The following is a 24,075-nucleotide window of genomic DNA, read 5'->3' as shown; positions in this document are numbered from 1 at the left end:
CGGACCGTGAGCAGCCGGGCGAGCCCCCTCAGAGGCTCACTGAGGCTCTCGGGGATCTCTGGGCGGGGGTCGATGAGGACCGGGAGTTGCGGGGCTCCTCACGGGGCGCTGAGCCGGTTTCACGCTCCGAAGCCCGGCCGGGCGCTGGGCGTACGCCCGAAAAAGATCCTCCACAGCCTGTGGATAACGCGGACCTTGCCGGGCCCGACCTGGCCCGCGCCGTGCTGGACGCCGCCTTGGCCCGCCGTCGGGAAGCGGCCAAGAAACCGCGTCGCGCGACCGGGCAGGGCAGCGGGCGCCGTCTGCGTGGCTACTCAGGACCGGGTCCGGATCCGCGCGACCCGCAGTTGTTCGGCGCGATGCTGGAGCGGCTGGTGCGGACGCGTGGCTGGGAGAAGCCGAAAGCCGAGGCCACCGTCTTCGGCGCCTGGGAGAAGGTGGTCGGGCCGGACATCGCCGCGCACAGCCGCCCGGTGCGTCTGGAGGGCGGGGTGCTGACCGTCGAGGCCGAGTCCACCGCCTGGGCCACCCAGCTGCGGATGCTCGCCGCCACGTTGCTGCGCAAAATCGCCGGCGAGGTGGGCAACAACGTGGTCACCCGGCTCAACATCCATGGTCCGGCCGCGCCGTCGTGGAGCCGTGGGCCCCGGCGCGTGCAGGGTCGCGGGCCACGGGACACCTACGGCTGAAACCTTTCCGGCCCGGTGCGCGTCTGATCGCGCATGACACTGCATCTGCGTCGATTTCTCGTTCTGCTGCTGCTCATCCTCGCGCCGCTGCCGGTGGCCGCCCGACCAGCGTGGGCGTGTTCGTGCGCCGAGAACTCCGATCCGCTCGGGCGGTCGGAGACGGCGTTCGTCGGCGTGGCGGAGGACGTCGACGAACCGTGGTTCGGCAACGAGGTCGAGGTGCGGTTCGCCGTCGAGTCGGTGCTCAAGGGCGAGGCCGGTGACTCAGTGACGCTGATCACCATGAAGGACTCGGCGTCCTGTGGATACGAGTTCGTCGCGGGCGGCCGGTACCGGGTGTTCGAGACCGGCGGTGAGACCAACCTGTGCGACGGCAACGAGCTGCTGTCGGAGGGGCATGCCACCGGCGGCGAGGACCGGACCCTGATCTTCTGGGGCGGGACCGCTCTGGTGCTGCTTCTCGTCGCCGGTGGGGTGACCTGGTTGATCAGGAAGTCCTAGCGATCTGATGGTCTAGTAATCCGCGAAGATCGCGAACCCGCGCTCGGCGCACCGGCGGTAGAAAGCGGCCAGTACGGCCAGTTCGGTGCGCGCGAAGCTCCAGTGCGGTGAGTTCCCGGCGTCGTCGCGCAGCGCGGAGAGCCGCTGGTCCAGCCAGCGCAGCTGCTGCTCGGCGAGCCGGCCCGCGGAGATGGCGGTCCGGAGCACCTCGGTGACGGTGTCGAAGGTGACCAGGTCACCGAATTTCTCGTGGCCCTCGACGAACCGCTCGAGACCGCCCGCGATCCACGCGCAGCCGTCCGGGTCGATGACCGGGTCCTCGTCCTCGGCGGCAGCGTCGGTGGCGTAGAGAACACCCTCCAACCCCAGGAGAAGATCGACGAGTTCGGTGTACGCGGTCGCGCGTACCGTGCCGGTCTTGGCGATGTGCAGCGCCAGCGCGCCGGTCGGCGCCGCGATCTCGGGCCGGTCCGCGATCGCTCCGAAGTCGACGAACTCGGCGGGAGCCACCGGGTCGTAGTACTGGTTCGTCCGCGGCCAGTGCACCGCGACGTTGTCCAGGCCCTTGTCGTGCGCCATCCGGGGCCACCCCTCCTCGACCTGTCCTGCGACCACCCGGCCATCTCCGGCCCGCGCGGGCGAGGTTACGACACAGGCGCGGGACGCTGTCGAGCAGTGTCGCAGTGAGTGCGCACCGTGCATCGCAGGCGCGCCCGAGCGTCGAAACTGCCGCAGCGTTTGCCATTGCGTGGGTCGACTGTGCCGTGTAGGGGAATACTCGGGTAGCGCCTCAAATCGCTCTCCGGCAGTCTCAGGCACCCGGAAGGGGTGCCGGACCCTCGCCGACTCGTTCCGGCGGAGTAGAATCGACAGCGACCGGGAAAACTGTGCATGACGTTGCGGACGGCCACCAAGTCGTCCCTCATCGTCACGCTATGCGGTTTTTCCAGCCGATCACGATCCGCGGGGCCGTCCGCGGCGACCGGCGCGCACGGTTCCACCGGTGGTCCGCTTCTTTCCGCGGTGTCATCTGATGGATCCTCGTGCGCGTCTGCGCCGTTGCCGACGGGCCCGCCAACCCCGTTGCGGGGCCTCACCGGCCCGGCGCGAGAAAGTGGCCGAGGGTGTCAGAGAATCAGCAGGAATACGGTGCCGGCTCCATCACCGTGCTCGAAGGCCTGGAAGCGGTCCGCAAGCGTCCCGGTATGTACATCGGCTCCACCGGTGAGCGCGGTCTGCACCACCTCGTGTGGGAGGTTGTGGACAACGCGGTCGACGAGGCGCTGGCCGGTTACTGCGACACCATCGACGTGGTCCTGCTCGCCGACGGTGGCGTCTCGGTCACCGACAACGGCCGTGGTTTCCCGGTCGACCTGCATCCGACGCTGAAGAAGCCCGGTGTCGAGGTCGCTCTGACCGTGCTGCACGCGGGTGGCAAGTTCGACGGCCAGGCCTACAAGGTCTCCGGCGGTCTGCACGGCGTCGGCGTCTCCGTCGTGAACGCGCTCTCGACGAGGATGGCCGTCGAGATCCAGAAGGACGGCTTCTGGTGGCGCCAGAAGTACGACTATTCCATTCCCGGTGAGCTGGTGAAGGGCGAGCCGACCGACAAGCTCGGCTCGACCGTGCAGTTCTGGCCGGACCCGGACATCTTCGAGACGGTCGATTTCGACTACCAGACCATCTACCGGCGTCTCCAGGAGATGGCGTTCCTCAACCGCGCCCTCACTATCAACTACACCGATCAGCGGCCGGACCAGGTCGACGAGAACGGCGAACACCGCAAGGTCACCTTCATGTACGAGGACGGCATCGCCGACTTCGTACGGCACCTCAACGCCACCAAGAGCGCCATCCACAAGACCGTGATCCAGTTCGAGGCCGACGCGCCCGAGGACGGCATGGCGGTCGAGATCGCGATGCAGTGGAACGAGTCGTACGGCGAGTCGGTCTACACCTTCGCCAACCGCATCAACACGCACGAGGGTGGTACCCACGAGGAGGGCTTCCGCGCCGCGCTGACGACCATCGTCAACAAGTACGGCGTCGAGAAGAAGTTCCTCAAGGCCGACCAGAAACTGTCCGGTGAGGACATTCGCGAGGGCCTGGCCGCGATCATCTCGGTGACCCTGGCGAACCCGCAGTTCGAGGGCCAGACGAAGACGAAGCTCGGCAACACCGACATGAAGAGCTTCGTGCAGAAGGTCTGCAACGAGCAGCTCGCCGACTGGTTCGACCGGAACCCGGCGGACGCCAAGCTGATCATCACGAAGGCCGACCAGGCAGCCCGCGCCCGGATCGCCGCGCAGCAGGCCCGCAAGCTGGCCCGCCGCAAGTCTCTGCTGGAGTCCGGGTCGATGCCCGGCAAGCTGGCCGACTGCCAGTCCACCGACCCGCGCGAGACCGAGCTGTTCATCGTCGAGGGTGACTCGGCCGGCGGTTCGGCCAAGTCCGGCCGGGAGAGCCGGATCCAGGCGATCCTCCCGATCCGCGGCAAGATCCTCAACGTGGAGAAGGCCCGGATCGACCGGGTGCTGAAGAACAACGAGGTCCAGGCGCTGATCACGGCCATGGGCACCGGTATCCACGACGAGTTCGACATCTCGAAACTGCGATACCACAAGATCATCCTGATGGCCGACGCCGATGTCGACGGCCAGCACATCCAGACGCTGCTGCTGACTCTGCTGTTCCGCTTCATGCGGCCGATGGTCGAGCAGGGACACGTCTACCTGGCCTCTCCGCCGCTCTACAAGCTCAAGTGGAACAAGCGGGGCGACGACGCGCAGTACGCCTACTCCGACCGTGAGCGTGACGGTCTGATCGCGCTGCGCCAGCAGAAGAAGCCGAACGCGAAGCCGGACGACATCCAGCGGTTCAAGGGTCTCGGCGAGATGAACTACGACGAGCTCTGGGACACCACGATGAACCCGGACACCCGGACGCTGCGTCAGGTGACGCTCGACGACGCCGCGGTGGCGGACGAGCTGTTCAGCGTGCTGATGGGTGAGGACGTGGAGGCCCGCCGGTCATTCATCCAGCGCAACGCCAAGGATGTCAGGTTCCTCGACATTTAAGTCTCGAGCCGTATCCACAGCGTATGGCCACTTTCCACAGTGTTATCCACAGCCTTATGCCCGTTCCGGCAGCATTTGCCCGGCATCACCTTGAGTAAGGGTTAAAAGTGACTGACACTCCCGAGCCCCCCGGCGACGACGAGACCCCGGCCGATATCGGCGGCGGCGTGACGCAGCGCATCGAGCCGGTCGGCCTTGAGGTCGAGATGCAGCGGTCGTACCTCGACTACGCGATGAGCGTCATCGTCGGCCGTGCGTTGCCCGACGTCCGGGACGGCCTCAAGCCGGTGCACCGCAAGATCCTCTACGCGATGTACGACGCCGGCTTCCGTCCCGACCGCGGTTACGTCAAGTGCGCCCGCATCGTCGGCGACGTGATGGGCAACTACCACCCGCACGGCGACTCGTCGATCTACGACGCCCTGGTGCGCATGGGGCAGCGGTGGTCGCTGCGCTACCCGCTGATCGACAGCAACGGCAACTTCGGCTCGCCCGGCAACGACCCGCCCGCGGCCATGCGCTACACCGAGGCGAAGCTGTCCCCGCTGGCGATGGAGATGCTGCGGGACATCGACGAGGACACCGTCGACATGCAGGACAACTACGACGGGCGAACCAAGGAGCCGACGATCCTGCCGGCCCGGTTCCCGAACCTGCTGGTCAACGGCTCCGAGGGCATCGCGGTCGGGATGGCCACCAAGATCCCGCCGCACAACCTGCGCGAGATCGCCGCCGCCGTCCAGTGGCAGCTCGACAACCCCGAGTCGGACGAGGCGACCGCCCTTGAGGCGATGCTCGAGCTGGTGAAGGGCCCGGACTTCCCCACCAAGGGCCTGATCGTCGGCCAGTCGGCGATCAACGACGCGTACCGGACCGGCCGCGGCTCGATCCGGATGCGCGCGGTGGTCGAGGTCGAGGAGGACACCCGGGGCCGGCCGTGTCTCGTGGTGACCGAGCTGCCGTACCAGGTCAACCCGGACAACCTGGCAGAGCGCATCGCCGAGCTGGTCAAGGAGGGCAAGCTCACCGGGATCGCCGACATCCGGGACGAGTCCTCCGGGCGTACCGGCATGCGGTTGATCTTGGTCCTGAAGCGCGACGCCGTCGCCAAGGTGGTGCTGAACAACCTCTACAAGCACACCCAGCTGCAGGAGACCTTCGGCGCCAACATGCTGGCGCTGGTCGACGGCGTGCCCCGCACGCTCAACCTGGCGCAGTTCATCCGCTACTACGTCGACCACCAGATCGAGGTCATCCAGCGGCGGACCGCCTACCGGCTGCGCAAGGCCGAGGAGCGGGCCCACATCCTGCGCGGTCTTGCCAAGGCGCTGGACATGCTGGACGAGGTCATCGCCTTGATCCGGCGCTCGCCCACGGTCGAGGACTCCCGCCAGGGCCTGATGCAGCTGCTCGACGTCGACGAGATCCAGGCGACCGCGATCCTCGACATGCAGCTGCGCCGGCTGGCTGCTCTGGAGCGGCAGCGGATCGTCGACGAGCTGGCGAAGATCGAGATCGAGATCGCCGACTTCAAGGACATCCTCGCGAAGCCGGAACGGCAGCGGGCGATCGTCTCCGAGGAGCTGGCCGAGATCGTCGCGAAGTTCGGTGACGAACGGCGCACCCAGATCATCCCGTTCGACGGCGAGGTCTCGATGGAGGACCTCATCGCCCGCGAGGATGTTGTGGTGACCATCACACGAACCGGTTACGCCAAGCGCACCAAGACCGATCTGTACCGGTCACAGAAGCGCGGCGGTAAGGGTGTGAGTGGCGCCACACTGCGCCAGGACGACATCGTTTCGCACTTCTTCGTCATCTCGACCCACGACTGGATGCTGTTCTTCACGAACAAGGGCCGGGTTTATCGGGCGAAGGCGTACGAACTGCCCGAGGCGAGCCGGGTGGCGAAGGGCCAGCACGTTGCGAACCTGCTGGCGTTCCAGCCGGACGAGCACATCGCGCAGGTCATCCAGATCCCGAATTACCAGGTCGCGCCGTACCTTGTGCTCGGTACCAAGAATGGTCTCGTGAAGAAGACGCGCCTGGAGGAATTTGACTCCAACCGCAGCGGTGGCATCATCGCCATCAACCTGCGGGAGGATGACGAATTGGTGGGCGCGTCGCTGGTGGCACCTGAGGAGGACCTGCTGCTGGTCTCCAAGAAGGCCCAGGCCATCCGCTTCAACGCCACCGACGAGGCCCTGCGGCCGATGGGCCGCGCGACGTCCGGTGTGATCGGCATGCGGTTCGGCGACAACGACGAGCTCCTCGCGATGGAAGTGGTTCGCGCGGACATGGATGTGTTGGTCGCCACCGACGGTGGGTATGCGAAACGAACGCCCATCGAGGAGTATCCGGTGCAGGGGCGTGGTGGTAAGGGGGTGCTGACCGCCAAGATCACTGAGCGTCGTGGTGGACTTGTCGGCGCTCTGGTGATCAGCCCGGAGGATGAACTGTTTGCCATCACCAGCAATGGTGGTGTCATCCGGACTCCCGTGAAGCCTGTACGGCGCACACGGGATCGGAACACAATGGGGGTCAAGCTGATGGACCTCCCAGAAGGTGTAACCATCGTGGCGCTTGCTCGCAATGCCGACGAGCCTGACGAACAGGACTAGTTGATGCCGGAGACACAGGCGAAGTCGGGGGGCCCCGGAACCTCAGCGACTCCGGACGATGCGGCGAAGAAAGATGCTGCCGCACCGTCCGGACGCGAGACCGCTGGGCGTGCCTCTGTCCCCGCCGATGCCCCGTCCCCGCCGAAGTTCACCCGTGCGCCGGGCATGGCCCCGCCGCCGGGTGAGCCGGCCGCCGGCAGTGCCGACGGTGCCGACGCGAAGCGCCCAGGCGTGCAGCCACCGGTGAAGGGCTCGGCTTCCGTGCCGGTCGTCACCAAGGGCAAGGGTGCGGCACCGGGTTCGACCTCCGGTCGTACCCCCGTCAGCGCTCCCGCGGCACCCCAGGGGGCAGCGCCACGGCTGACCACCCCACCGCCCGCGCCGCAGGCGGCCGCCCCCGGCGCCGCCAAGCAGCGCACCGGTTCATCGGCCCCGGCCGGCGGAGCGGCGGCGGTCGGAGCGGCCCGCGTCACCGAGGCGGTGCGGTCCGCCCGTTCCACGGTGTCGTCGGCAGCAGCCCGCGGTCCTCGCCGGGCCCGGCTGAACCTGAAGCGGATCGACCCCTGGTCCGTGATGAAGTTCTCGTTCGCCGTGTCGATCGTGCTCTTCATCGTGGTGGTCGTCGCCACGTCGGTGCTCTACCTCGCCCTCGACACGATGGGCGTGTGGAGCTCCGTCAACGGCAACCTGCAGGAGCTCGTCACCGCCAGCGGCGGCACCGAGGGCAGCACCACCGCCGCGTTCCGGATCACCGCCTGGGGCGTCATCGGCACGTCGATGCTGATCGGCGCGGTCAACGTGGTGCTGTTCACCGCGCTGGCCACGCTGGGTGCATTCATCTACAACGTTTGCGCCGACCTGGTCGGAGGCATCGAGCTGACACTCGCCGAGCGAGACTGACGTGCGGCATCGGGTTGCGGGTACCCCGCTTTGGAAGCCTGCAACCCGATGCGGTAACGTTCTGTCCGCAGGTGAGGGGCTATAGCTCAGTCGGTTAGAGCGCAGAGCTGATAACTCTGAGGTCGATGGTTCGATTCCATCTAGCCCCACGAGTGACCAGGTGGCCTCTGTTCGCGCAAAGCGCGGACCGGGGTCACTTGTCATTTTTACTAACCTGGGGGCCGAGCCCCCAGACCCCGCGTCACGGTGGTTGCGGTGTGCGGTGCGGTCTGGTGAGCGTTTCGCTAACCGTTACGGCAATCTACTGTTGTACGGGGTTAGTCTCGTCCTGGCCTGATGCGTAAGGGGTGGCGGTTTCAGTGTTGAAGAAGCTCCTGATCATTGCCGGCGTCGTCGGTGTGGCGGCCCTGGTGGTCAAGAAGGTCAAGGCCTCCAGCGACGAGCGTGCTCTCTGGCACGAGGCGACCACCGCTCCCGACCTGCGATAACGCGGGTCACGGGGCCCTAGCTCAACTGGCAGAGCACCGCCTTTGCAAGGCGGGGGTTAGGGGTTCAAGTCCCCTGGGCTCCACTTTCCAGGCCTGTGACCAGGTCAAACGCAAGACCAAGATCGTTGGGACCACATTGGGACCATCTCAGCCCAGGTCCCACCGGCCCGCGACCGCTTCTTTCAGGGTCTCGCCGACGATCCCCCGACGCCTCTCACGGCGCGGCCAGAAGTGCACGTAGGTCTCCAGCGTGATCGATAGCGTGGAGTGCCGGAGCGCCCGCTGAACGTCCTTCGGGTCCGCGTGATTCGTGATCAACGTTGTCGCGACGAAGTGCCGCAGAGCGTGAAAGCCGCCGTGCTCCTCCGGCCAGCCTGCCGCCCGACGCCACTTCACCCACTCCGACGACCATGTACGGTCAGTGAACGGATTGCCGCGTGATGTGGTGAACAACAGCGGCACCCGGCGGCGGACCACCGGGCCGGAAGTGATGTCAGGCATCTCGACCTCAACCGGCCGGAACTCCCTCACGTGGTACGCCAGCGCCGCCGCGACCATCGGGTCCAGGTCCACCGCGCCCGCGGCCGGATCGAACGACCGCACACCCTTGGGCAGGCTCAGGTAGAACCCGCCGTACTCCTTGGGCGCGTAGCGGAGCTGCTGAACCACATGTAGCTCCTCGTTGCCCACGTCCAGGCAGCGCGGCCCCAGTTCGAAGCCGAGCGCTTCGCCAATGCGAAGACCGGCGCCGGCCCCGAGCCAGAGAAGGCCGTGATACCGCTCGGGCACCTTGTCGAACAGCCGGAGCACGTCGTCCGGCGTGGGAACCCACTTGGGTGCCCGACTCAGCCCGCGGAATACCTGGGACAGCTTGATCCCGTCGCACGGGTTGTCCGGGGTGATCTTGTCCGTCACGGCACCGGACATCACGGCGTCGAACAGCTCGAAGTAGAGGCGGAGGCTCGACGGAGCCGTCCCCGCGCCGAGGCGTTCCGCCAGCCACAACAGCACATCTGTCTGAGTGATCGAGCGGAGAACGCGGTTGCCGAACGCCGGCACCAGGTGCAGCCGGATGTTCGACTCGATCCGGGTCTGAGTCTCTGGCAGCTCGCGACATCGCCCAGGTGTTCCGGCTGATCCAGCGGGAGACACGGGCCAGTCAAACCCTTCTCGGGGTGGCCATCGGCCTCAGTCAGGCCCAGGTCAGCGAGATCCTTGGCGGAAGCCGCAAGGTCACCAGCATCGACGTACTCACCCGTATCTACACCGGTCTCCACATGCCGGCCGAAGCTCGCGCCGCGCTCATGCTCGGCGACCGGAGCCACGGCATTGCCCCGACCACGAACTCATCCGGCGATGTGATCGCCACCCCGTACTCCCAGGCTCTCGTCGCGGATGCCTTGGCCGAGCGGTTCGCCGACGTGGAGGCGGTCTACCCCAGTCGGTCGGAGTTCACCTCGAAGATGCCGCCGCACGCACTGTTCGACGGCGCCACCGAGATCCGTGCTGTGGGGCTATCCCTCAACCTGATATGCCAGCAGTACGCCGATAGCTGGCTTGCCCAGCTGGTCCAGGACGGCGCCCGCCTTCGTCTGCTCTTCCTCGATCCGGCTGGCAATGCGATCCGTCAACGAGAATTCGAAGAAGACATGACAGCCGGTACTCTCGGCGCCCTCACCGCGCTCAACCTCCAGGGAATCTTGCGTGTGCGGGACCGCCTCCCCGCCGAGATCCGCGACCGTATCGAGGTAGCCACCTACGACCAGACCATCCGGGTCAACATCACGCTGATCAACGAATCGCTCTGTATTGCCCAGCAGTACCTACCCCACGCCCGAGGCGTCGAGTCCCCCACAATGGTGATCAAGAAGCGATGGCCGACTGCCGGCCTCTACCACGTCTTCGAGCGCACCTTCGACGAACTTTGGAGCGGTGGCCAGGCCCGATGACCGACTACACCGACCTACTTCCGATCGCTCACCAGGCCGTCGATCTCGCCCAGGGCATCATGCGCACGATGCAACCCGGCGCTCTTACCGCCAAGGGCGACCGAGACATGGCCTCCGAGGTTGACCTCGCCATCGAGGAACAGGTTCGAGCCCTCCTGGCGAATCTCACACCGGACATCGGTTTCCTCGGCGAGGAGAACGGAACGAGCGGAGTCACCGACGGCCTGATGTGGGCGCTGGACCCCGTCGACGGGACCGTGAACTTCGTGCACGGCTCGCCACTCTGCGCGATTTCGCTTGGCCTGATTGCCGAGAATCGGTCGGTGCTGGGCGTGATCGACCTTCCCTTCCTGACGAGTCGCTACTCCGCAGCTGAGGGAGCTGGTGCTCAGGCGAATGGTGAGCCCATCAGCATTAGCAGGACGGACCGTATCGGCGAGGCGGTCGTGGCGCTCGGTGACTACGCCGTCGGTGTCGGATCGGAGGCGAAGAACCAGATCAGGTTCGCATTGACTGAGCGACTAGGCAGCGACGTACAGCGGATTCGTATGCATGGTTCAGCCGCGATCGACCTGGCATGGCTTGCCGCCGGCCATGTTGATGCAGTCGTCATGCTTGCTAACAAGCCGTGGGACACCGCAGCCGGCGTAGTCATCGCGCGTGAGGCTGGTGCCCTGGTTGTTGACCACGACGGCTCGCCTCATACCTTCGAGTCGCGAGCGACACTCGCAGCGAGTGCAGGGCTGATGCCCGCGATACTCGCCTTAGTCGGCGAGGAGTCGTTGAATGGTGACTTCACCATCGGTGAATGACTCTCGCAGAGTTCCTGGACGTTCTCGTGGCCAGCGCTTCCTACGCCGCCAGGAAGCAGGGCTGCCATGCGGTGGAAGGCCGACCAGTACACCAAAGCGGCACAAAGTTGGTCGAGGCCGGTCTTCGACCCCGAGATCTACAAGGCAACGCCACGCCGTGGAGTGCGGCATCACCCGACTGAAACGGCATCGGGTCGTCGCTACCCGATCTGAAAGCTCGCCATGCGTGTTACATCGCTCCCGTAACCATCGCAGCGATCAGCGAGTGGCTGTGACTTCGATACACGCCCCTAGCCGCGTAACGCCCCCGAGTCCCACCCCGCATTTGCAAGCCGCTGCATCGACCGTTCGGCGAGGTGGGGCTTGGGAGTTCGCGGCCTCCGCCTAGTGCAGGATGGCGGCCAGTACGGACCCGACCGCAGTCAGCAACGTTGCGGCCGCAACGATGTAGCTGACGATGGTTCGGTGACGATCGAGGTCGGGGGAATGCCCTGGCTGCTCAGCCGGTTCTTCCATAAGAAGCTCCTTGCTCCGTTGAACGAGGTCGAGGTGCGCTTCAAGAGCGGCCCTCTGTTGGCGCAGGGGGCCGCTCGCCTTGTCACCTACACAACAAATCGCCCAACGCACTGATTCCAGTGGGTGGGTCGAAAGTGTCACGAATGCCTGACTGAAGGCTGAGATTCCGCTGAGGATATTGGTGTCACCAGCAGGAGAGTCCGCGCCCGACGCGGGGAATCGCGTCAAACGTGCTGTCGGACGTGCTGTTACTGCCGAATTCGCCTTTTCTGGATCAAGGCGCCGCGCAAGCGCGGCGCGGGCCGGTCACGCTCGGCCTGCTGGCGGGCTTCGCCCGGCATCGGCCGGCGCACCGGCCACACACTGTGTGGAGCGTTATCGTCCTGGACGGCGTGCAGGTAGTTCGTGATCGCCGTTAAGTTGCTGCCGCGCCGCTTCGCGGCTTGCCACTGAATATGGCGGTGCTGCGTCCGACCATGCCGGAGACGACGATCGCCGCCGGTCTGCACAGGGCGTGCAAGCCGACGGCGAAGGTGACAGTTGCCTCAGGTGCCGCAAGATCAACGGGACCATTTCGGGACCACATGAGCCCGCAAAGGGATGTCAGAGAACGAAAGTTGATCTAAACGAACGGCAGCTCAGCGGGCATTCGGAGCGCCATTCCATCCATGATCTTGTATTAGGGGTTCAAGTCCCCTGGGCTCCACTCAGCACCTCTGCGTCAGCTGCATCACGACGACGATGAGGATCGACAGGAAAGGCACGCCGCCAGGCCGATCGCAGAGATGGTCAGGACTGGTTTCGGGTTCTCGCGGCGGGTGGTCACTCCCCGCCAGGCGAGCACTATCGATGCGACCGCTGTCAGCACCACGAGCAGGCTGATGAAGAACAAGCCGGCGCGGATAAGGCCGCTGTAGTCGCTGAGTCCGGCTCACCGTGTCCCGCCTGGCCATGTCGGCTGGCGGCGCGGGACCCGCTGGCTGGCCATCCTGGCGCGTACCGGCACACCACCCTGGTCCGGGCCACCGTCCGAAGAGATGGTGCTTCTCAGGGCGGCCCTGCGGGAGCTTCCACCTCGGCAGCGGCCGGCGGTCGCGCTGTTCTACCTGTACGACCTCCCGGTCGCCGGATCGGCGCTGAACACTGATACCGACGGCATGCCGATGCCGGTACGCGGACGCGAGAAGGTCCCTGCCGCCGTGGCCGGGCCGGCCGTGGTGGTGACACGGTCGTGGTCCCCGACTTCAACGGCGGCCATCTCGTCGGCTCGGTGGATCCGGGAACTGTGGAAAACCTCATTTCGCGCGGCTCACCGACGCCTGGCCGGTTGGCGTCAACCATGACGGGGGCGTTACGGGCCATCGATCTTTGATCTACTGGTCAGGTGAAACGCCGTTCGGTCCTGCTTCTGCTGCCTCTCGTCTCCGCCGCCGGGTGTGGTTCGCCCGGCTCCGCCGAGCCGCTGCCGTCGATCTCCGCCGTGCCGGACCTCGGGTGGCCGGCCCGTAGCGCCGACCTGACGAGCGGGTTCTGCTTCACCCTGGTGCGCGGTATCAAGCCGTACGCCCTGATCGAGCGCCTGGGCGGCGACGAGCTGGAGCGGGTCGAGTGGCATCGGGTGATCGGCCCGGGTGACGGCGAGGCGGGTGCCCGGAGCCGTTTCTTCATCGCGATCGGCCGGGTCGAGGACTGGTCGGTCATCGTCGAGGACAACGGGTCGCTCGGTGTGACCCAGGAGATCGTGGAGCCGTTGTCGGCGGACGGTGGCGAGGTCGTCGCGTACCGCGGTGGTGGTGGCCGATCCGGCCGCCTCATGGTGTTCCGTGACGGAGATCTCGCCCTCGACCTGGACACCTCGGCACCGGACCGGCCCAGTGGTTCCAGCCCGGACGAATTCCGGTCGGATCTGCTGGCAGCGGGCCTTTCCGGGAGCACGGCCACGGCCGAACCCACCGCGGCGGCGCTCACCTTCCTGGCCGCGCGTACCGGCGTCGTACTCACCGCCGAACAGGTGGAGAAGATGACGTATCTGCTGGTCACCGTTCCACAGGTGTAGGCACGGATGTGCCGGTTATCCACAGGGGAATGACGGAGGCCTGCGTCCCTGGTCTCCGCCGGTTAGCCTGCATGTCGTGAGTGAGCGAAGACGGGCCGCCGCTGTGATCGTGCGGGACGGCCGTGTGCTGATGGTGCACGAGCGGAGCCGGCGATCCGGTGGCGGCGAGTGGTGGACCCTTCCCGGAGGTGGCCTGCAGCCCGGTGAGACGGCCGAGGAGGCCGTCCGTCGCGAGGTGTTCGAGGAGACCGGGCTGATCGTCAGTGACACCCGCTACGTGCTCGAGATGCCCTATCCGTCGGGCATGACGTCGGTCTTCGCGGTGACCGTTGCGGACGGGGAGCCACGGGTCGGACAGGATGACGGCTTCGGGCCGGAGCAGCTCGGGGTCGACTGGCTCCCGGTGCCCGAGCTGCCGATCGAGACCAGCGGTGTGCCGGTGCCGCCGTTGATGGTGGTGCTGCCGACTCTCGCCGGTCAGACCGACGGCGCCGAGTCCGCCAGCGGATCTCTGGACTCGACGGGCGTTTCGGGCTCCGGCCGGAACACGGAGGCGAGCGCGACGGCACGGCGGCGCTCCACGACGAAGTAGGCGCAGGCCGCGGAGTAACCGACGGCCAGCAGCGCCCCGACGGCCCGGACCGGCAGGGATGCGAAGGGCACCGTGGTGGTGACGGCTGCGATCAGCGTCCAGCAGGCGAGCAGGACCACGTTGATCGTGTCGGTCCGGTACCACCGGATCTGGGAGCGGCGACGCGCCTGACGCTGGATCTCGACGACGAGCGCGTGCGCCATCACCATTGCCAGGAGCCCGAGCAGCAGAACCGCGAAGAACGAATGCCGGCCTCCGGAGACGGCCACCAGTGCGGTGGCACCGGTCATCAACGCGAGACCACTGACGGTCCCTACGCGCGCTTGCCGACGCTCCTCCACAACCCCTGACGGTCGGCATGATCGGGGCGAATCTGAGTGCTTTCCAGGCGCTTTCTGGCCGTGGAGGCGTTCACGGGCGCCGATTCAGCTGCGTCTGGGAGGAAACGGGACTACTGTCCGGTGGCCCCTGTCATCACTCATCGGCCGAGTGGGTAAGGATGACGCCATGATGGGAAGCCTGCAGACCGAGATTGCTCAGACCCGTCCGGACCTGCTGGCTCCGCCGGTTGCCAAGGCGCTGGCGGTGTGGCCGCCGGAGGGCCCGATCGACGCCGATCAGGTGCTGGTCGCTCCGATCGATTCCGGTCTGGCCGACACGGCCGCGTTCTGCGAGGCGTACGGGGTGAGCCTGGCCGAGTCCGCCAACTGCGTGATCGTCGCCGGCAGCCGCGGCGGGGTCACGAAGTATGCGGCCTGCATCATCCTCGCCACCACCCGTGCCGACGTGAACGGTGTGGTCCGTCGCCACCTGGACGTACGCAAGGCCAGCTTCGCGCCGATGGACGACGCGGTGTCGCTGACCGGGATGGAGTACGGCGGCATCACGCCGATCGGGCTGCCCGTCGACTGGCCGATCCTGGTCGACAGCCGGGTCGTGGCCACACCGCACGTGATCATCGGCTCCGGCGTGCGGCACAGCAAGATCGCCATCGCCGGCCCCGCGCTCGGCGCCCTGCCGGGCGCCGAGGTCATCGACGGCCTGGCCCGCGAGGTGGCGTGACGGTCATCTATGTCGTTTCACGTGAAACGTCATAGACCGGCGTTGGCGGTCTCCCGGCGGGTGATCTCCTCGAACGCGGCCAGCAGGGTGTCCGGCTCCTGAGCGCCCTGGACGACGTACTTGCCGTCGATGAGCAGAGTCGGAACGCTGCTGAGCCCGAGGGCCCGTGCCTCCTCCAGGTCGGTGTTGACCGCGTTGGTCCCCGCCGCGGACCGGAGGTGGGCCAGTGCGGCAGCGGCGTCCAGCCCGATCGATCCGGCGACGGCCGCGAGGTCCGGGAGCGAGCCGATGTCGACGCCGTCGGTGAAGTGGGCCCGCTGCAGTGCGTCCAGCATGTCCCTCTGCCGCTCCCGGATCGCCGCCCAGGCAATCAGCCGATGCGCTGCAAAGGTGTCGGCGGCGATCGCCCGGCCGAAGTCGAACGCCAAGCCCTCGCTCGCACCGGTGGCGGTCACTCGCGCGAGCATCTCCCCGGCGCGCGCCGGGTCGCCGGTCTTCTCCGCCATCACCTGCCTGATCAACCGAGGTTCGGGTACGGGCTCGGGGTTCAGCCGGTACGCCCGGTAGGTCACCGTCACGACACCGTCGAATTCGGTCAGTGCCTTCTCCAGCCGTATCCGACCGACGTAGCACCACGGGCAGACGACGTCGGACCAGACCTGAATGTCCACGTCACTCCGCCTTGAAAGAGGCGACCTGCCGCTTGAGGCGGGCGAGGATCGCCGTCCCGCCGCGCACCCGCAACGGACTGATCGCCTGTGCCAGACCCATTCGGGCATAGAGATCATCGGGTACGGCCACGACCTCCGCCGCGGTCGCCCCGGCCAGGCCCTCCGCCAGGATGCCGGCGAACGCCCGCGTGGTCGGGGCCTCGGGTGGGCAGTCGAAGTGCGTCACCACGGTGCCGTCCGGCCGTACGACCGCCTTCAGGAAGAACGCCGTCTGACACTCCGGCACCTGTTCCATGCCCTCGTGCCCGGCCAGGTCGGCGGGTAGTGGCGGCACCGCGTCGGCGAACTCCAGCAGCATCTCCAGCACGACCTCGCGGGGAGCGGAGGCGAAGTCGTCGACGATCTCGGCCAGCTTCGGCGGCATGTCACTCACGACATCGACCCTACGCGTCGATCACCGCATCGACCGCCGCGCTTCAGGCGGCGGCCGACGACGTGGGCAGCAGGGCGATGTCGCTGAGGCTCAGGATGCCGACCAGCTTGCGATCCGCGTCGCAGACCAGCAGGCGGCGGACACCACGATCGCGCATCGCCTGGACCGCCTCCTCCACGGTGGCACTCTGTTCGACCATCAGGAGCTCCCGGGTGGCGATCGAGCCCAGCGTGGTGACCACGGGGTCGAGCTTCTCGGCGATCGCCCGGACCACGATGTCGCGGTCGGTGACGATGCCCGCCATCGTGGGGCCCTGGGTCACCACCACGTCACCGATGCCCTGATCTCGCATCACCTGCGCGGCCTCGTCCAGGGACGTGTCCTCCGGCAGGTAGACGACCCGCCGGGTCATGGCATCCGCGACCAGTCTGACCATGCCTCTGCCTCTCCAGCGCCGTTGAGTCACGGTTACCCGAGCTCCGCTGTGATTACACCCGAGACATCCACAAGGGGCACTTCCCTTCGTTCCTGTGTCAGGCGGTCGCGCACTTCGGCGTACCCCTCGGAAAGACGGCGGCCGACCACGACGCACCGGGAGATGCCGATGAGCTCGGCATCGGTGAATTTGACCCCGGCCGAGACGTTGGGCCGGTCGTCGACGAGCACGCGCAGCCCGGCCCGCGAGAGAGTGCCGGCCAGGCTGAGGGCCGCCTCGATCTGCCCGTCCTTACCGGCCGCGACGATGTGTACGTCGGCCGGTGCGACTCCGGCCGGCCAGGTCAGGCCGCGGGCGTCGTTGTGCTGTTCGGCGATGGCCGCGACCGCACGGGACAGCCCGATGCCGTAGCAGCCCATGGTGGGCCGGACCGGCTTGCCGTCGGAGCCGAGCACGTCGACCTTGAAAGCATCGGTGTACCGGCGGCCGAGCTGGAAGATGTGCCCGATCTCGATGCCCCGGCGCATCGAGAGGGTTCCGTCGCCGCAGGCGGGGCAGGGGTCGCCGGGCCTCACCTCAGCCGCCTCGATCGTGCCGTCCGGGGTGAAGTCGCGACCGCAGACCACGTCGGTGGCGTGCCGGCCGGGTTCGTTGGCGCCCGTCAGCCAGGCTGTGCCGGGTGCGACGCGTGGGTCGGCCAGGTAGCGGATCTTGATGTCCTGCGGTCCGATGTAGCCCTTGACCAGGTCGGGGCGGGATTCGAAGTCGTCGAAGAGTACGGCGGTGGCCGGGGCCAATGTCGCGTCGAGCCGCTTGAGGTCGACCTCCCGGTCGCCGGGCAGGCCGATGACCAGCAGTTCCGGCTCGCGCCCGGGGTGGTGCACGGTGACCACGACGTTCTTGAGGGTGTCGGCCGCGGTCCAGTCGGATCGCCCGCCGAGCCGGCGTGCGTTGGCCAGGTCGACGAGCGACGCGATGGTCGGCGTCCCGGGGGTGTCGTGCACCGTCAGCGGCCCGGCGGTGATCTCGCGTGCGGGCGGGGCCGGGGTGGTCACGGCCTCGGTGTTGGCGGCGTAGTCGCAGTTCGTGCAGCCGACGTAGGTGTCCTCACCGACCTCGGCGGTGGCCAGGAACTCCTCCGAGGCGGAGCCGCCCATCGCGCCGGACACTGCCGAGACGATCGCGTGATCCAGGCCGAGCCGGGTGAAGATCCGCTGGTAGGCGGCACGCATCCGGTCGTACGCCTGGATGAGCCCTTCTTCCGTCAGGTCGAAGGAGTAGGCGTCCTTCATCAGGAACTCGCGGCCACGCAGCAGGCCACCCCGGGGCCGTGCCTCGTCACGGAACTTGGTCTGGGTCTGGAAGAGCAGCAGCGGGAAGTCACGGTACGAGCCCGTCATGTCCTGCACCAGCAGGGTGACCATCTCCTCGTGCGTGGGCGCGAGCAGGTGATCCGCGCCACGCCGGTCCTTCAGCGTGAAGATGTCGTCGCCGTACTCCGTCCAGCGGCCGCTCGTCTCGTAGGGCTCGCGAGGCAGCAGCGAGGGGAAGGCGATCTCCTGCCCGCCGGCCGCCCACATCTCCTCCCGGACGATCTCGACGACCCGGTCGAGGACCAGTTTCCCCAGCGGGAGCCAGGTGTAGCCGCCCGGAGCCGCGCGACGGACGAAGCCGGCGCGCAGGAGGAGACGATGACTCGGCACCTCCGCGTCCGCCGGCTCCTCGCGCAGTGTCTTGAGCAGCAAGGTGGACATCCGAAGCAGCATGGGAACCGAGCTTAGGGACAGGTCACCGAGAAGACATCCGGATATCCCCCTGAACAGGCGCTAGCGTGACAGGCATGTCCGTTCCGAACGATCCGGCGCAGGCGCTGCAGGCGTACGCGCACCCCGACAAACTGGTCACCACCGAGTGGCTCGCCGCGAATCTCGACACCCCCGGCCTGGTCGTCGTCGAGTCGGACGAGGACGTGCTGCTCTACGACACCGGTCACATCCCGGGCGCGGTGAAGGTCGACTGGCACCTGGAACTCAACGACCAGATCAGCCGGGACTATCTCGACCCGGCGGCGTTCGCGGCACTGTGCGCCGCCAAGGGCATCGGCCGCGACGACACGATCGTCTTCTACGGCGACAACTTCAACTGGTGGGCGGCGTACGCGCTGTGGGTCTTCAGCCTCTTCGGCCACCGCGACGTGCGGCTGCTCGACGGCGGCCGGCAGAAGTGGGCCGCCGAGGGGCGCACTCTGACCAGGGAGAAGACCGTCCGCCCGGCCGCCGACTACCCGGCCCCGGTGCGCAACGACGCCGAGATCCGGGCCTTCCGTGACCAGGTGATGGGCCACATCTCCAGCGGACGGCCGCTGGTCGACGTGCGTTCGCCCCAGGAGTACACCGGCGAGCTGACCCACATGGCGGCCTATCCGCAGGAGGGCGCACTGCGCGGCGGGCACATCCCGGGCGCGGTGAGCAAGCCGTGGAAGTCGGCGGCGAACGAGGACGGGTCCTTCAAGCCGCACGACGAACTCGTCAAGATCTACCGCGACGAGCTCGGCCTGGAGTCGGCGGACGACATCATCGCCTACTGCCGGATCGGCGAGCGGTCCAGCCACACCTGGTTCGTGCTGCGTTACCTGCTCGGTTATCCCCAGGTCCGCAACTACGACGGCTCATGGACCGAGTGGGGCAACCTGGTCCGGGCCCCGATCGCGAAGGGCACCGAACCCGGCGGTCTCAGCTGATCTCCACTCATCGACGGCGCTGCTCACGGGCAGCGCCGTTTTTTCATGAACCGAATTCCGGCCGGTCGGCGATAGTCCAGATGTGCGAGCGAGAAGACCGGTCAGCGACCAGAGCAGCGACGCCGAGTTGCTGCGCGCCATCGCCGGCGGGGACACCGCGGCGCTGCGCCTGCTGCACCACCGGCATGCCGGCTGGCTACGTGCCCGGCTCCGCCGGCGCTGCGCCGATCCCGATGTGGTCGACGCGGCGATCCAGGACACGTTCGTCGCGGTCTGGAAAGACTCCCATCGGTATGAGGAGACGACCGCCGACGCCGCGGCCTGGCTCTGGACCATCGCCGTCCGCCGTCTCCTCTCGGCGTTGCGTGGTCCGGCCCACCGCTGGCTGAACGGCGCTGGCGACGAACTGCCCGACGTCACCACCACTCCGTCCGCCGAGGAACTGGTGCTGCTCGGGGTGGAGCACGGCGCCCTGGGCCCGGCACTCGACCGCCTCTCCCCCGAGCTGCGCCGGCTGATCGAGGCGACCGCCCTCGACGGCCTCTCGGTGCGTGAGGCCGCGAAGCTGCTCGGCATCCCCGAGGGCACCGCCAAGACACGGCTCATGCGGGCCCGTATCCGGCTGAGGGAGCTGCTGACATGACCACCGACTGGCACATCGACCCAGGCCTGATCGAGCAGTACGAGAACGGCACCCTCGTGCCGAGCCGTGTCATGGCGGTCGAGGCGCACATGCTGAGCTGCGCCGCCTGCCGTGCCCTGATCCCGGCCGAGGACGCCTGGCTGGACGACAGCTGGTCGGCCGTCTACGACGAGCTCCACGCCCCGCGGGTGGGCCCGGTCGCGCGTCTGCTGACCCGGGCCGGGCTGCCCGGGCACCGGCTGCGGCTGCTCACCGCCACCCCCGCGCTGCGCTGGTCATGGGTGCTCGCGACGTCCGCGGTGCTGACGCTCGCGGTCGCCGCGGCCTGGTTCGGCCGGGAGGGATCGCAGGCGATCGGTCAGGCGTTCCTGGCGCTGGCCCCGATCCTGCCGGTGATCGCGGTCTCCGGCGCCTACGGCCCCCCGGCCGACCCGATGCACGAGATCACCGGCACCACACCCGCCGCCGGACCGGGCCTCGTGCTGTGGCGTGCCGTCTCGGTGATCGGCGTCGCCGTCGTGATGGCCGGCGTCGCGGCCGTGCTGCTGCCCGGGCCGGGGTGGTATGCGGCGGCCTGGCTCCTGCCGGCGCTGCTGCTCAGCACCGGCACGCTCGCACTGGCCACCAGCCTGACCCTCCCGGTCGCGGCCGTCGTCCTCGGCGCCCTCTGGCTCACCGGTGTGCTGGTCGTTGCTCGTACCGCCGAAGGTCTGTTCGTCTCCTCCGTCTTCGGCCCCACCGCACAACTCGCCTATCTGCTGGCCGCCGCGGTGTTCGCGGCCGTCCTGATCACGCGGCGCCGCCGCTTCGACCTCGGGGAGAGCCGATGACCACCGTGACCCTGCAGGGCCTCGGCAAACGCTATGGCACGACCACCGCACTCGACGCCGTCGACCTGTCGATCGGCGTGGGCGTGACCGGTCTGCTCGGGCCGAACGGCGCCGGTAAGACCACGCTGCTGCGCTGCCTGGCCACCGCGCTCGGCCCGGACAGCGGGACGATCCGGGTGCACGGGCTCGACCCGGCGGTGGCGGCACAGCGGACCGAGGTGCGGCGCCGGATCGGTTACCTGCCGCAGAATCCCGGCCTCTATCCGAACTTCACGGCGTATGCCCTGCTCGACTACGTCGCCGTGCTCAAGGAGATCACCGACACCCGGCAGCGGCGGGCCGAGGTGCGGCGGGTGCTCGACGAGGTCGAACTCACCGACCGCGCCAAGACCAAGGTGCGCAAACTCTCCGGCGGGATGCGGCAGCGGCTCGGCCTGGCACAGGCGTTGCTCGGCGACCCGGAACTCGTGATCCTCGACGAGCCGACGGTTGGGCTCGACCCGGAGCAGCGGATGCTGTTCCGGGCCCTGATCTCGCGGCTCGGGGAACGGCGTACGGTGCTGCTCTCCACCCACCAGACCGAGGACGTCGGCGCACTCTGCGAGCGGGTCGTGGTGATGAGCGGCGGCCGGGTCGTCTTCGAGGGCGGTCCGCGTGACCTGGCCCAAGTTGCCGAGGGACAGGTATGGCTCTCCGAGACACCACCGCAGGGCAACGCGGCGTACTGGCGCAACGCCGACGGGTTCTACCGGACGCTGGGACGCCGCCCGGACGGCGCGGAGCCCGCCCGCCCGTCCATCGAGGACGGATACCTGCTGCTTCTCGGCAACGTCGCGGTCACCGAGGCGATCCGATGACGATCACGGCGGAACGTGTCGAGCGGCCGGCACCGTCCCCGGCGACGGCGACGATCGCGCTGGCCTGGGCGGAGGCCCGGCGGATGTGGCACAGCCCGATCCTCTGGATCGGCACGCTGCTGACGGTCGCGCTGGGTGTCGCCTGGTCCTGGACCAGGATGCCGTCCTGGGAGACCTTCCACGAGAACGCCGGTGTGGCGTCGATGGTGCTGGGGGCCGCGCTGCTGATGGCCGGTCACCTCGCCGCAGGCCGGGACCGCCGCGCCGGCGCCGAGGAGACCACCCGGACCCTGCCGGCCGGCCCGGGCCGGCGAAACGTCGCCCTGCTGGTGACGGTGCCGATCGCGGCCGCCACGGGCGCGGTCGCCTATCTCGCCCAGCTGTTGCTGTTGCTCCCGGCCTGGCCGGTCGGCCGGTTCGACCCGTGGGTCGCGCCGACCCTGGTGATCATTCCGGCGATCGGGGCCGCCGTCGGTGTGCTGGTCGGCCGGGCGCTGCCCGGTGTAGCGGCCGGGCCGCTCGCCGTCGTCGTCATGGTCGGCATCCTCTTCATGTTCGTCTTCGTGCCCAACGACCAGGCCAGCGTCATGACCCATCTCTGGCCGGTGGTGCACGTCAACTGGAGCTTCGGGATGCCCCGCCCCACCGGATGGCACCTGCTCTACCTGGTCGGAGTGCTGGTCGCGGTCGTCTCGGCGATCTGCCGCCCGGCCGCGCCGAAGAGCGCGATCGCCGCCACCCTGCTGGCCGTCCTGTTCGCCGGCTTCGCGGTCCATCGGGAGGCCGCCGAGACGCCCGACGTCATCTATTCGGACGAGGTCGCGAAGTATGTCGCGCCCGAAGCCCTGGACTGCCGGACACACGAGGAGGTCCGCTACTGCGCACTGTCCGGGTACACGGCGTGGATCCCGTACTGGCGGGAGGCGGCCGAGCCGGTGGCGCGGCTGCTGCCGGCCGGCGCGCAGCGGCCGTCGATCCGGCAGATCAGCACCTCGGACGACATGGTGCCGATGCGGCCGGGCTACCCCGAGATGCGCGTCGGTGACACCTGGGGCCGTATCGGGAGCTGGGCACAGGACTCCCGGACACGCCTGACCCGCGACTACGCGGCGACCGCGGTCGGACTGCTCCGGCGGGACGACGTGGACAACTGGCGCAGCTGTGACGGATCGGGCCAGCACCGGACGGTGGTCGCCCTGTGGCTGCTCGACCAGGCCGCGCCCGGCGAGGGGCTGACCGTACCGCGGACCCGCTACGGCGACGCGGAGCGTCAGGCCGCCGAGGTTCTACGGGCCAAACCCCGTGAGGAGGTACGCGAGCATCTCGCCGCGCACTGGTCCGAGGTCCTCGATCCGTCGGCGACACCGCTGGCCGCCCTCGGCGTGACGCTCACCCCGCCGCCGATCCCGGCCGAGCCGGAGCCCCGGCCCGAGGGACAGATGGTCTCCGAGGAACGTGGGGTCTGCCGGTGACCCGGCTGCTCGCCTCACACATGGCCAGAGCGATGCCCTGGTGGACCTTCGCCGTGGCGGTGCTGCTCGCGGTGGTGCTGCAACTTCCGGCCGTGCAGTCGGAACCGCGGCTGCTGCCCGTTCTGATCGGTCTGCGGCTGGCGGCCGCGGTTCTCGGAGCGGCCGTCGGGTTCGCCCTGCCCGACCTGATGGCGTCCACAGTGGTCACACCAGTGGCGCGATGGCGCAGGCAGTGGCTGCGCATCGCCGTGCCGCTGGTGCCCGCGGTCCTCGTCTGGGCCGGGCTCTACCTGGCTGTCCGACAGACGGTGGCGCCGGCCGTGACCTGGCCGGACGGGTTCGTGATCCTCCAGGCCGCGGTGTGCGGGTTGCTGCCGGTGGCGGCCGCCGCGATGGCGGCCCGGTACCGGGACGACTCCCTGGGCGGCCTGGCCGGTCCCATGGCCCAGGGTGTCGCGCTGATCGGCACCCTTTTCTTCGTCGAGCGCAGTTCACCCTGGCAGCCACCGGCGACCACCGACTGGACGACGGCGCAGCGCTGCTGGCCGGTCGCGTTGGTGCTGGTCGTGGTCGTCCTGCTGGCCGCCAACCGGGAGACCTTCCGGGCAGCCCGGACCTTTCGCTGACCGCGACGGCGACACGACGGGGGCCGTCGCGGTCAGCGGGATCCGATGATCCACAAAGCGATATCGGTCTGATTTTGTCGGTGTCACCCGGTACCGTGCCGCCC

Annotated in this window: 25 protein-coding genes and 2 tRNA genes; 20 read left to right on the top strand and 7 right to left on the bottom strand. The window is 68.2% G+C overall.

Annotated elements, in window-relative coordinates:
* Positions 1-179 precede the first annotated feature (179 nt).
* Entirely contained in the window at positions 180-689 is a 510-nt protein-coding gene (locus CLV67_RS39175) for a DciA family protein (RefSeq protein ID WP_203737241.1), read from the top strand.
* A 33-nt stretch (positions 690-722) separates the two neighbouring features.
* Entirely contained in the window at positions 723-1,190 is a 468-nt protein-coding gene (locus CLV67_RS39170) for a hypothetical protein (protein WP_106327857.1), read from the top strand.
* 12 nt (positions 1,191-1,202) lie between these two features.
* On the opposite strand, the gene CLV67_RS39165 is transcribed toward CLV67_RS39170, so the two are convergent.
* The gene (locus CLV67_RS39165) at positions 1,203-1,769 is read right to left on the bottom strand and encodes a hypothetical protein (RefSeq protein ID WP_106327855.1); all 567 of its coding nucleotides are present in this window, start codon (positions 1,767-1,769) and stop codon (positions 1,203-1,205) included.
* Positions 1,770-2,314: 545 nt separating this feature from the next.
* Between CLV67_RS39165 and gyrB the strand changes: the two genes are divergently transcribed.
* The 6 genes from gyrB (at position 2,315) to CLV67_RS39140 (ending at position 8,359) form a co-directional block, all read left to right on the top strand.
* Positions 2,315-4,267 carry a DNA topoisomerase (ATP-hydrolyzing) subunit B gene (gene gyrB, locus CLV67_RS39160; protein WP_106327853.1) on the top strand — a complete coding sequence of 651 codons (1,953 nt, stop codon included), beginning with the start codon at positions 2,315-2,317 and terminating at the stop codon, positions 4,265-4,267.
* Positions 4,268-4,374: 107 nt separating this feature from the next.
* On the top strand, positions 4,375-6,888 hold the full coding sequence (gene gyrA / locus CLV67_RS39155; RefSeq protein WP_106327851.1) for a DNA gyrase subunit A: 2,514 nt from the start codon (positions 4,375-4,377) through the stop codon (positions 6,886-6,888).
* Between the two features lie 3 nt (positions 6,889-6,891).
* Positions 6,892-7,788 carry a DUF3566 domain-containing protein gene (locus tag CLV67_RS39150; RefSeq protein ID WP_106327849.1) on the top strand — a complete coding sequence of 299 codons (897 nt, stop codon included), beginning with the start codon at positions 6,892-6,894 and terminating at the stop codon, positions 7,786-7,788.
* Positions 7,789-7,863: 75 nt separating this feature from the next.
* Positions 7,864-7,937: transfer RNA gene (locus tag CLV67_RS39145), tRNA-Ile, on the top strand.
* A 210-nt stretch (positions 7,938-8,147) separates the two neighbouring features.
* Positions 8,148-8,276, top strand: a complete 129-nt coding sequence (locus CLV67_RS52885; protein WP_211304171.1) for a DLW-39 family protein — start codon at positions 8,148-8,150, stop codon at positions 8,274-8,276.
* A gap of 10 nt (positions 8,277-8,286) precedes the next feature.
* Positions 8,287-8,359: transfer RNA gene (locus tag CLV67_RS39140), tRNA-Ala, on the top strand.
* Positions 8,360-8,423: 64 nt separating this feature from the next.
* On the opposite strand, the gene CLV67_RS39135 is transcribed toward CLV67_RS39140, so the two are convergent.
* The gene (locus tag CLV67_RS39135; RefSeq protein WP_239166493.1) at positions 8,424-9,335 is read right to left on the bottom strand and encodes a site-specific integrase; all 912 of its coding nucleotides are present in this window, start codon (positions 9,333-9,335) and stop codon (positions 8,424-8,426) included.
* A gap of 116 nt (positions 9,336-9,451) precedes the next feature.
* Between CLV67_RS39135 and CLV67_RS39130 the strand changes: the two genes are divergently transcribed.
* The 5 genes from CLV67_RS39130 (at position 9,452) to CLV67_RS54440 (ending at position 14,201) form a co-directional block, all read left to right on the top strand.
* Positions 9,452-10,225, top strand: coding sequence for a DUF5919 domain-containing protein (locus tag CLV67_RS39130; protein ID WP_146169467.1), 774 nt, complete (start codon positions 9,452-9,454; stop codon positions 10,223-10,225).
* Positions 10,222-11,037, top strand: coding sequence for an inositol monophosphatase family protein (locus tag CLV67_RS39125; RefSeq protein ID WP_106327843.1), 816 nt, complete (start codon positions 10,222-10,224; stop codon positions 11,035-11,037). The genes CLV67_RS39130 and CLV67_RS39125 overlap by 4 nt, the downstream gene beginning before the upstream one ends.
* A 465-nt stretch (positions 11,038-11,502) precedes the next feature.
* Complete coding sequence (locus tag CLV67_RS52270; protein ID WP_170154172.1) at positions 11,503-11,667, top strand: hypothetical protein; 165 nt, start codon at positions 11,503-11,505, stop codon at positions 11,665-11,667.
* A 1,270-nt stretch (positions 11,668-12,937) separates the two neighbouring features.
* Positions 12,938-13,609, top strand: coding sequence for a DUF6461 domain-containing protein (locus CLV67_RS39110; protein ID WP_106327839.1), 672 nt, complete (start codon positions 12,938-12,940; stop codon positions 13,607-13,609).
* A gap of 76 nt (positions 13,610-13,685) precedes the next feature.
* Positions 13,686-14,201 carry an NUDIX domain-containing protein gene (locus tag CLV67_RS54440; protein WP_170154171.1) on the top strand — a complete coding sequence of 172 codons (516 nt, stop codon included), beginning with the start codon at positions 13,686-13,688 and terminating at the stop codon, positions 14,199-14,201.
* On the opposite strand, the gene CLV67_RS39100 is transcribed toward CLV67_RS54440, so the two are convergent.
* A complete protein-coding gene (locus tag CLV67_RS39100) occupies positions 14,087-14,491 on the bottom strand; it encodes a hypothetical protein (protein ID WP_239166494.1) in 405 nt (134 codons plus the stop codon). The genes CLV67_RS54440 and CLV67_RS39100 overlap by 115 nt on opposite strands.
* Positions 14,492-14,711: 220 nt before the next feature.
* On the opposite strand from CLV67_RS39100, the gene CLV67_RS39095 reads away from it, so the two are divergent.
* Positions 14,712-15,263: a YbaK/EbsC family protein gene (locus CLV67_RS39095; RefSeq protein WP_106327835.1), complete on the top strand. Its 552-nt coding sequence runs from the start codon at positions 14,712-14,714 to the stop codon at positions 15,261-15,263.
* 29 nt (positions 15,264-15,292) lie between these two features.
* On the opposite strand, the gene CLV67_RS39090 is transcribed toward CLV67_RS39095, so the two are convergent.
* From CLV67_RS39090 to CLV67_RS39075, 4 genes are read right to left on the bottom strand one after another with little or no spacing between them, the layout of a single operon-like run.
* A complete protein-coding gene (locus CLV67_RS39090) occupies positions 15,293-15,934 on the bottom strand; it encodes a DsbA family oxidoreductase (protein ID WP_106327834.1) in 642 nt (213 codons plus the stop codon).
* Between the two features lies 1 nt (position 15,935).
* A complete protein-coding gene (locus CLV67_RS39085) occupies positions 15,936-16,367 on the bottom strand; it encodes a SufE family protein (protein ID WP_106327832.1) in 432 nt (143 codons plus the stop codon).
* 43 nt (positions 16,368-16,410) lie between these two features.
* Complete coding sequence (locus tag CLV67_RS39080) at positions 16,411-16,803, bottom strand: CBS domain-containing protein (RefSeq protein WP_106327830.1); 393 nt, start codon at positions 16,801-16,803, stop codon at positions 16,411-16,413.
* Between the two features lie 32 nt (positions 16,804-16,835).
* Positions 16,836-18,569 carry a proline--tRNA ligase gene (locus tag CLV67_RS39075; RefSeq protein WP_106327828.1) on the bottom strand — a complete coding sequence of 578 codons (1,734 nt, stop codon included), beginning with the start codon at positions 18,567-18,569 and terminating at the stop codon, positions 16,836-16,838.
* A gap of 74 nt (positions 18,570-18,643) precedes the next feature.
* Between CLV67_RS39075 and CLV67_RS39070 the strand changes: the two genes are divergently transcribed.
* The 6 genes from CLV67_RS39070 (at position 18,644) to CLV67_RS39045 (ending at position 23,971) form a co-directional block, all read left to right on the top strand.
* Positions 18,644-19,543, top strand: coding sequence for a sulfurtransferase (locus CLV67_RS39070; RefSeq protein ID WP_106327826.1), 900 nt, complete (start codon positions 18,644-18,646; stop codon positions 19,541-19,543).
* An 82-nt stretch (positions 19,544-19,625) separates the two neighbouring features.
* Positions 19,626-20,186 (top strand): RNA polymerase sigma factor, encoded by a 561-nt coding sequence (locus CLV67_RS39065; RefSeq protein WP_106327824.1) that lies wholly within the window; start codon positions 19,626-19,628, stop codon positions 20,184-20,186.
* The gene (locus CLV67_RS39060; RefSeq protein WP_106327822.1) at positions 20,183-21,016 is read left to right on the top strand and encodes a zf-HC2 domain-containing protein; all 834 of its coding nucleotides are present in this window, start codon (positions 20,183-20,185) and stop codon (positions 21,014-21,016) included. Before CLV67_RS39065 ends, CLV67_RS39060 begins: the two co-directional genes overlap by 4 nt.
* The gene (locus CLV67_RS39055) at positions 21,013-21,873 is read left to right on the top strand and encodes an ABC transporter ATP-binding protein (protein ID WP_106327820.1); all 861 of its coding nucleotides are present in this window, start codon (positions 21,013-21,015) and stop codon (positions 21,871-21,873) included. The genes CLV67_RS39060 and CLV67_RS39055 overlap by 4 nt, the downstream gene beginning before the upstream one ends.
* The gene (locus tag CLV67_RS39050) at positions 21,870-23,345 is read left to right on the top strand and encodes a hypothetical protein (protein WP_106327818.1); all 1,476 of its coding nucleotides are present in this window, start codon (positions 21,870-21,872) and stop codon (positions 23,343-23,345) included. The genes CLV67_RS39055 and CLV67_RS39050 overlap by 4 nt, the downstream gene beginning before the upstream one ends.
* The gene (locus tag CLV67_RS39045) at positions 23,342-23,971 is read left to right on the top strand and encodes a hypothetical protein (protein ID WP_106327816.1); all 630 of its coding nucleotides are present in this window, start codon (positions 23,342-23,344) and stop codon (positions 23,969-23,971) included. Before CLV67_RS39050 ends, CLV67_RS39045 begins: the two co-directional genes overlap by 4 nt.
* The last annotated feature ends 104 nt before the right edge of the window (positions 23,972-24,075 follow it).

Origin of the sequence: Actinoplanes italicus, from assembly GCF_003001815.1 — a bacterium.
Lineage (GTDB): Bacteria > Actinomycetota > Actinomycetes > Mycobacteriales > Micromonosporaceae > Actinoplanes > Actinoplanes italicus.
Note: the sequence above shows the minus strand (reverse complement) of the source record. Positions and strands in the feature narration are given on the sequence as shown.

Coding starts and splice junctions, on each gene's coding strand:
- CLV67_RS39095 (WP_106327835.1), top strand. CDS start 14,712: ATGGGAAGCCTGCAGACCGAGATTGCTCAGACCCGTCCGGACCTGCTG.
- CLV67_RS39055 (WP_106327820.1), top strand. CDS start 21,013: ATGACCACCGTGACCCTGCAGGGCCTCGGCAAACGCTATGGCACGACC.
- CLV67_RS39165 (WP_106327855.1), bottom strand. CDS start 1,769: ATGGCGCACGACAAGGGCCTGGACAACGTCGCGGTGCACTGGCCGCGG.
- CLV67_RS39075 (WP_106327828.1), bottom strand. CDS start 18,569: ATGCTGCTTCGGATGTCCACCTTGCTGCTCAAGACACTGCGCGAGGAG.
- CLV67_RS39150 (WP_106327849.1), top strand. CDS start 6,892: ATGCCGGAGACACAGGCGAAGTCGGGGGGCCCCGGAACCTCAGCGACT.
- CLV67_RS39100 (WP_239166494.1), bottom strand. CDS start 14,491: ATGACCGGTGCCACCGCACTGGTGGCCGTCTCCGGAGGCCGGCATTCG.
- CLV67_RS39080 (WP_106327830.1), bottom strand. CDS start 16,803: ATGGTCAGACTGGTCGCGGATGCCATGACCCGGCGGGTCGTCTACCTG.
- CLV67_RS39170 (WP_106327857.1), top strand. CDS start 723: ATGACACTGCATCTGCGTCGATTTCTCGTTCTGCTGCTGCTCATCCTC.
- CLV67_RS39070 (WP_106327826.1), top strand. CDS start 18,644: ATGTCCGTTCCGAACGATCCGGCGCAGGCGCTGCAGGCGTACGCGCAC.
- CLV67_RS39060 (WP_106327822.1), top strand. CDS start 20,183: ATGACCACCGACTGGCACATCGACCCAGGCCTGATCGAGCAGTACGAG.
- CLV67_RS39050 (WP_106327818.1), top strand. CDS start 21,870: ATGACGATCACGGCGGAACGTGTCGAGCGGCCGGCACCGTCCCCGGCG.
- CLV67_RS39125 (WP_106327843.1), top strand. CDS start 10,222: ATGACCGACTACACCGACCTACTTCCGATCGCTCACCAGGCCGTCGAT.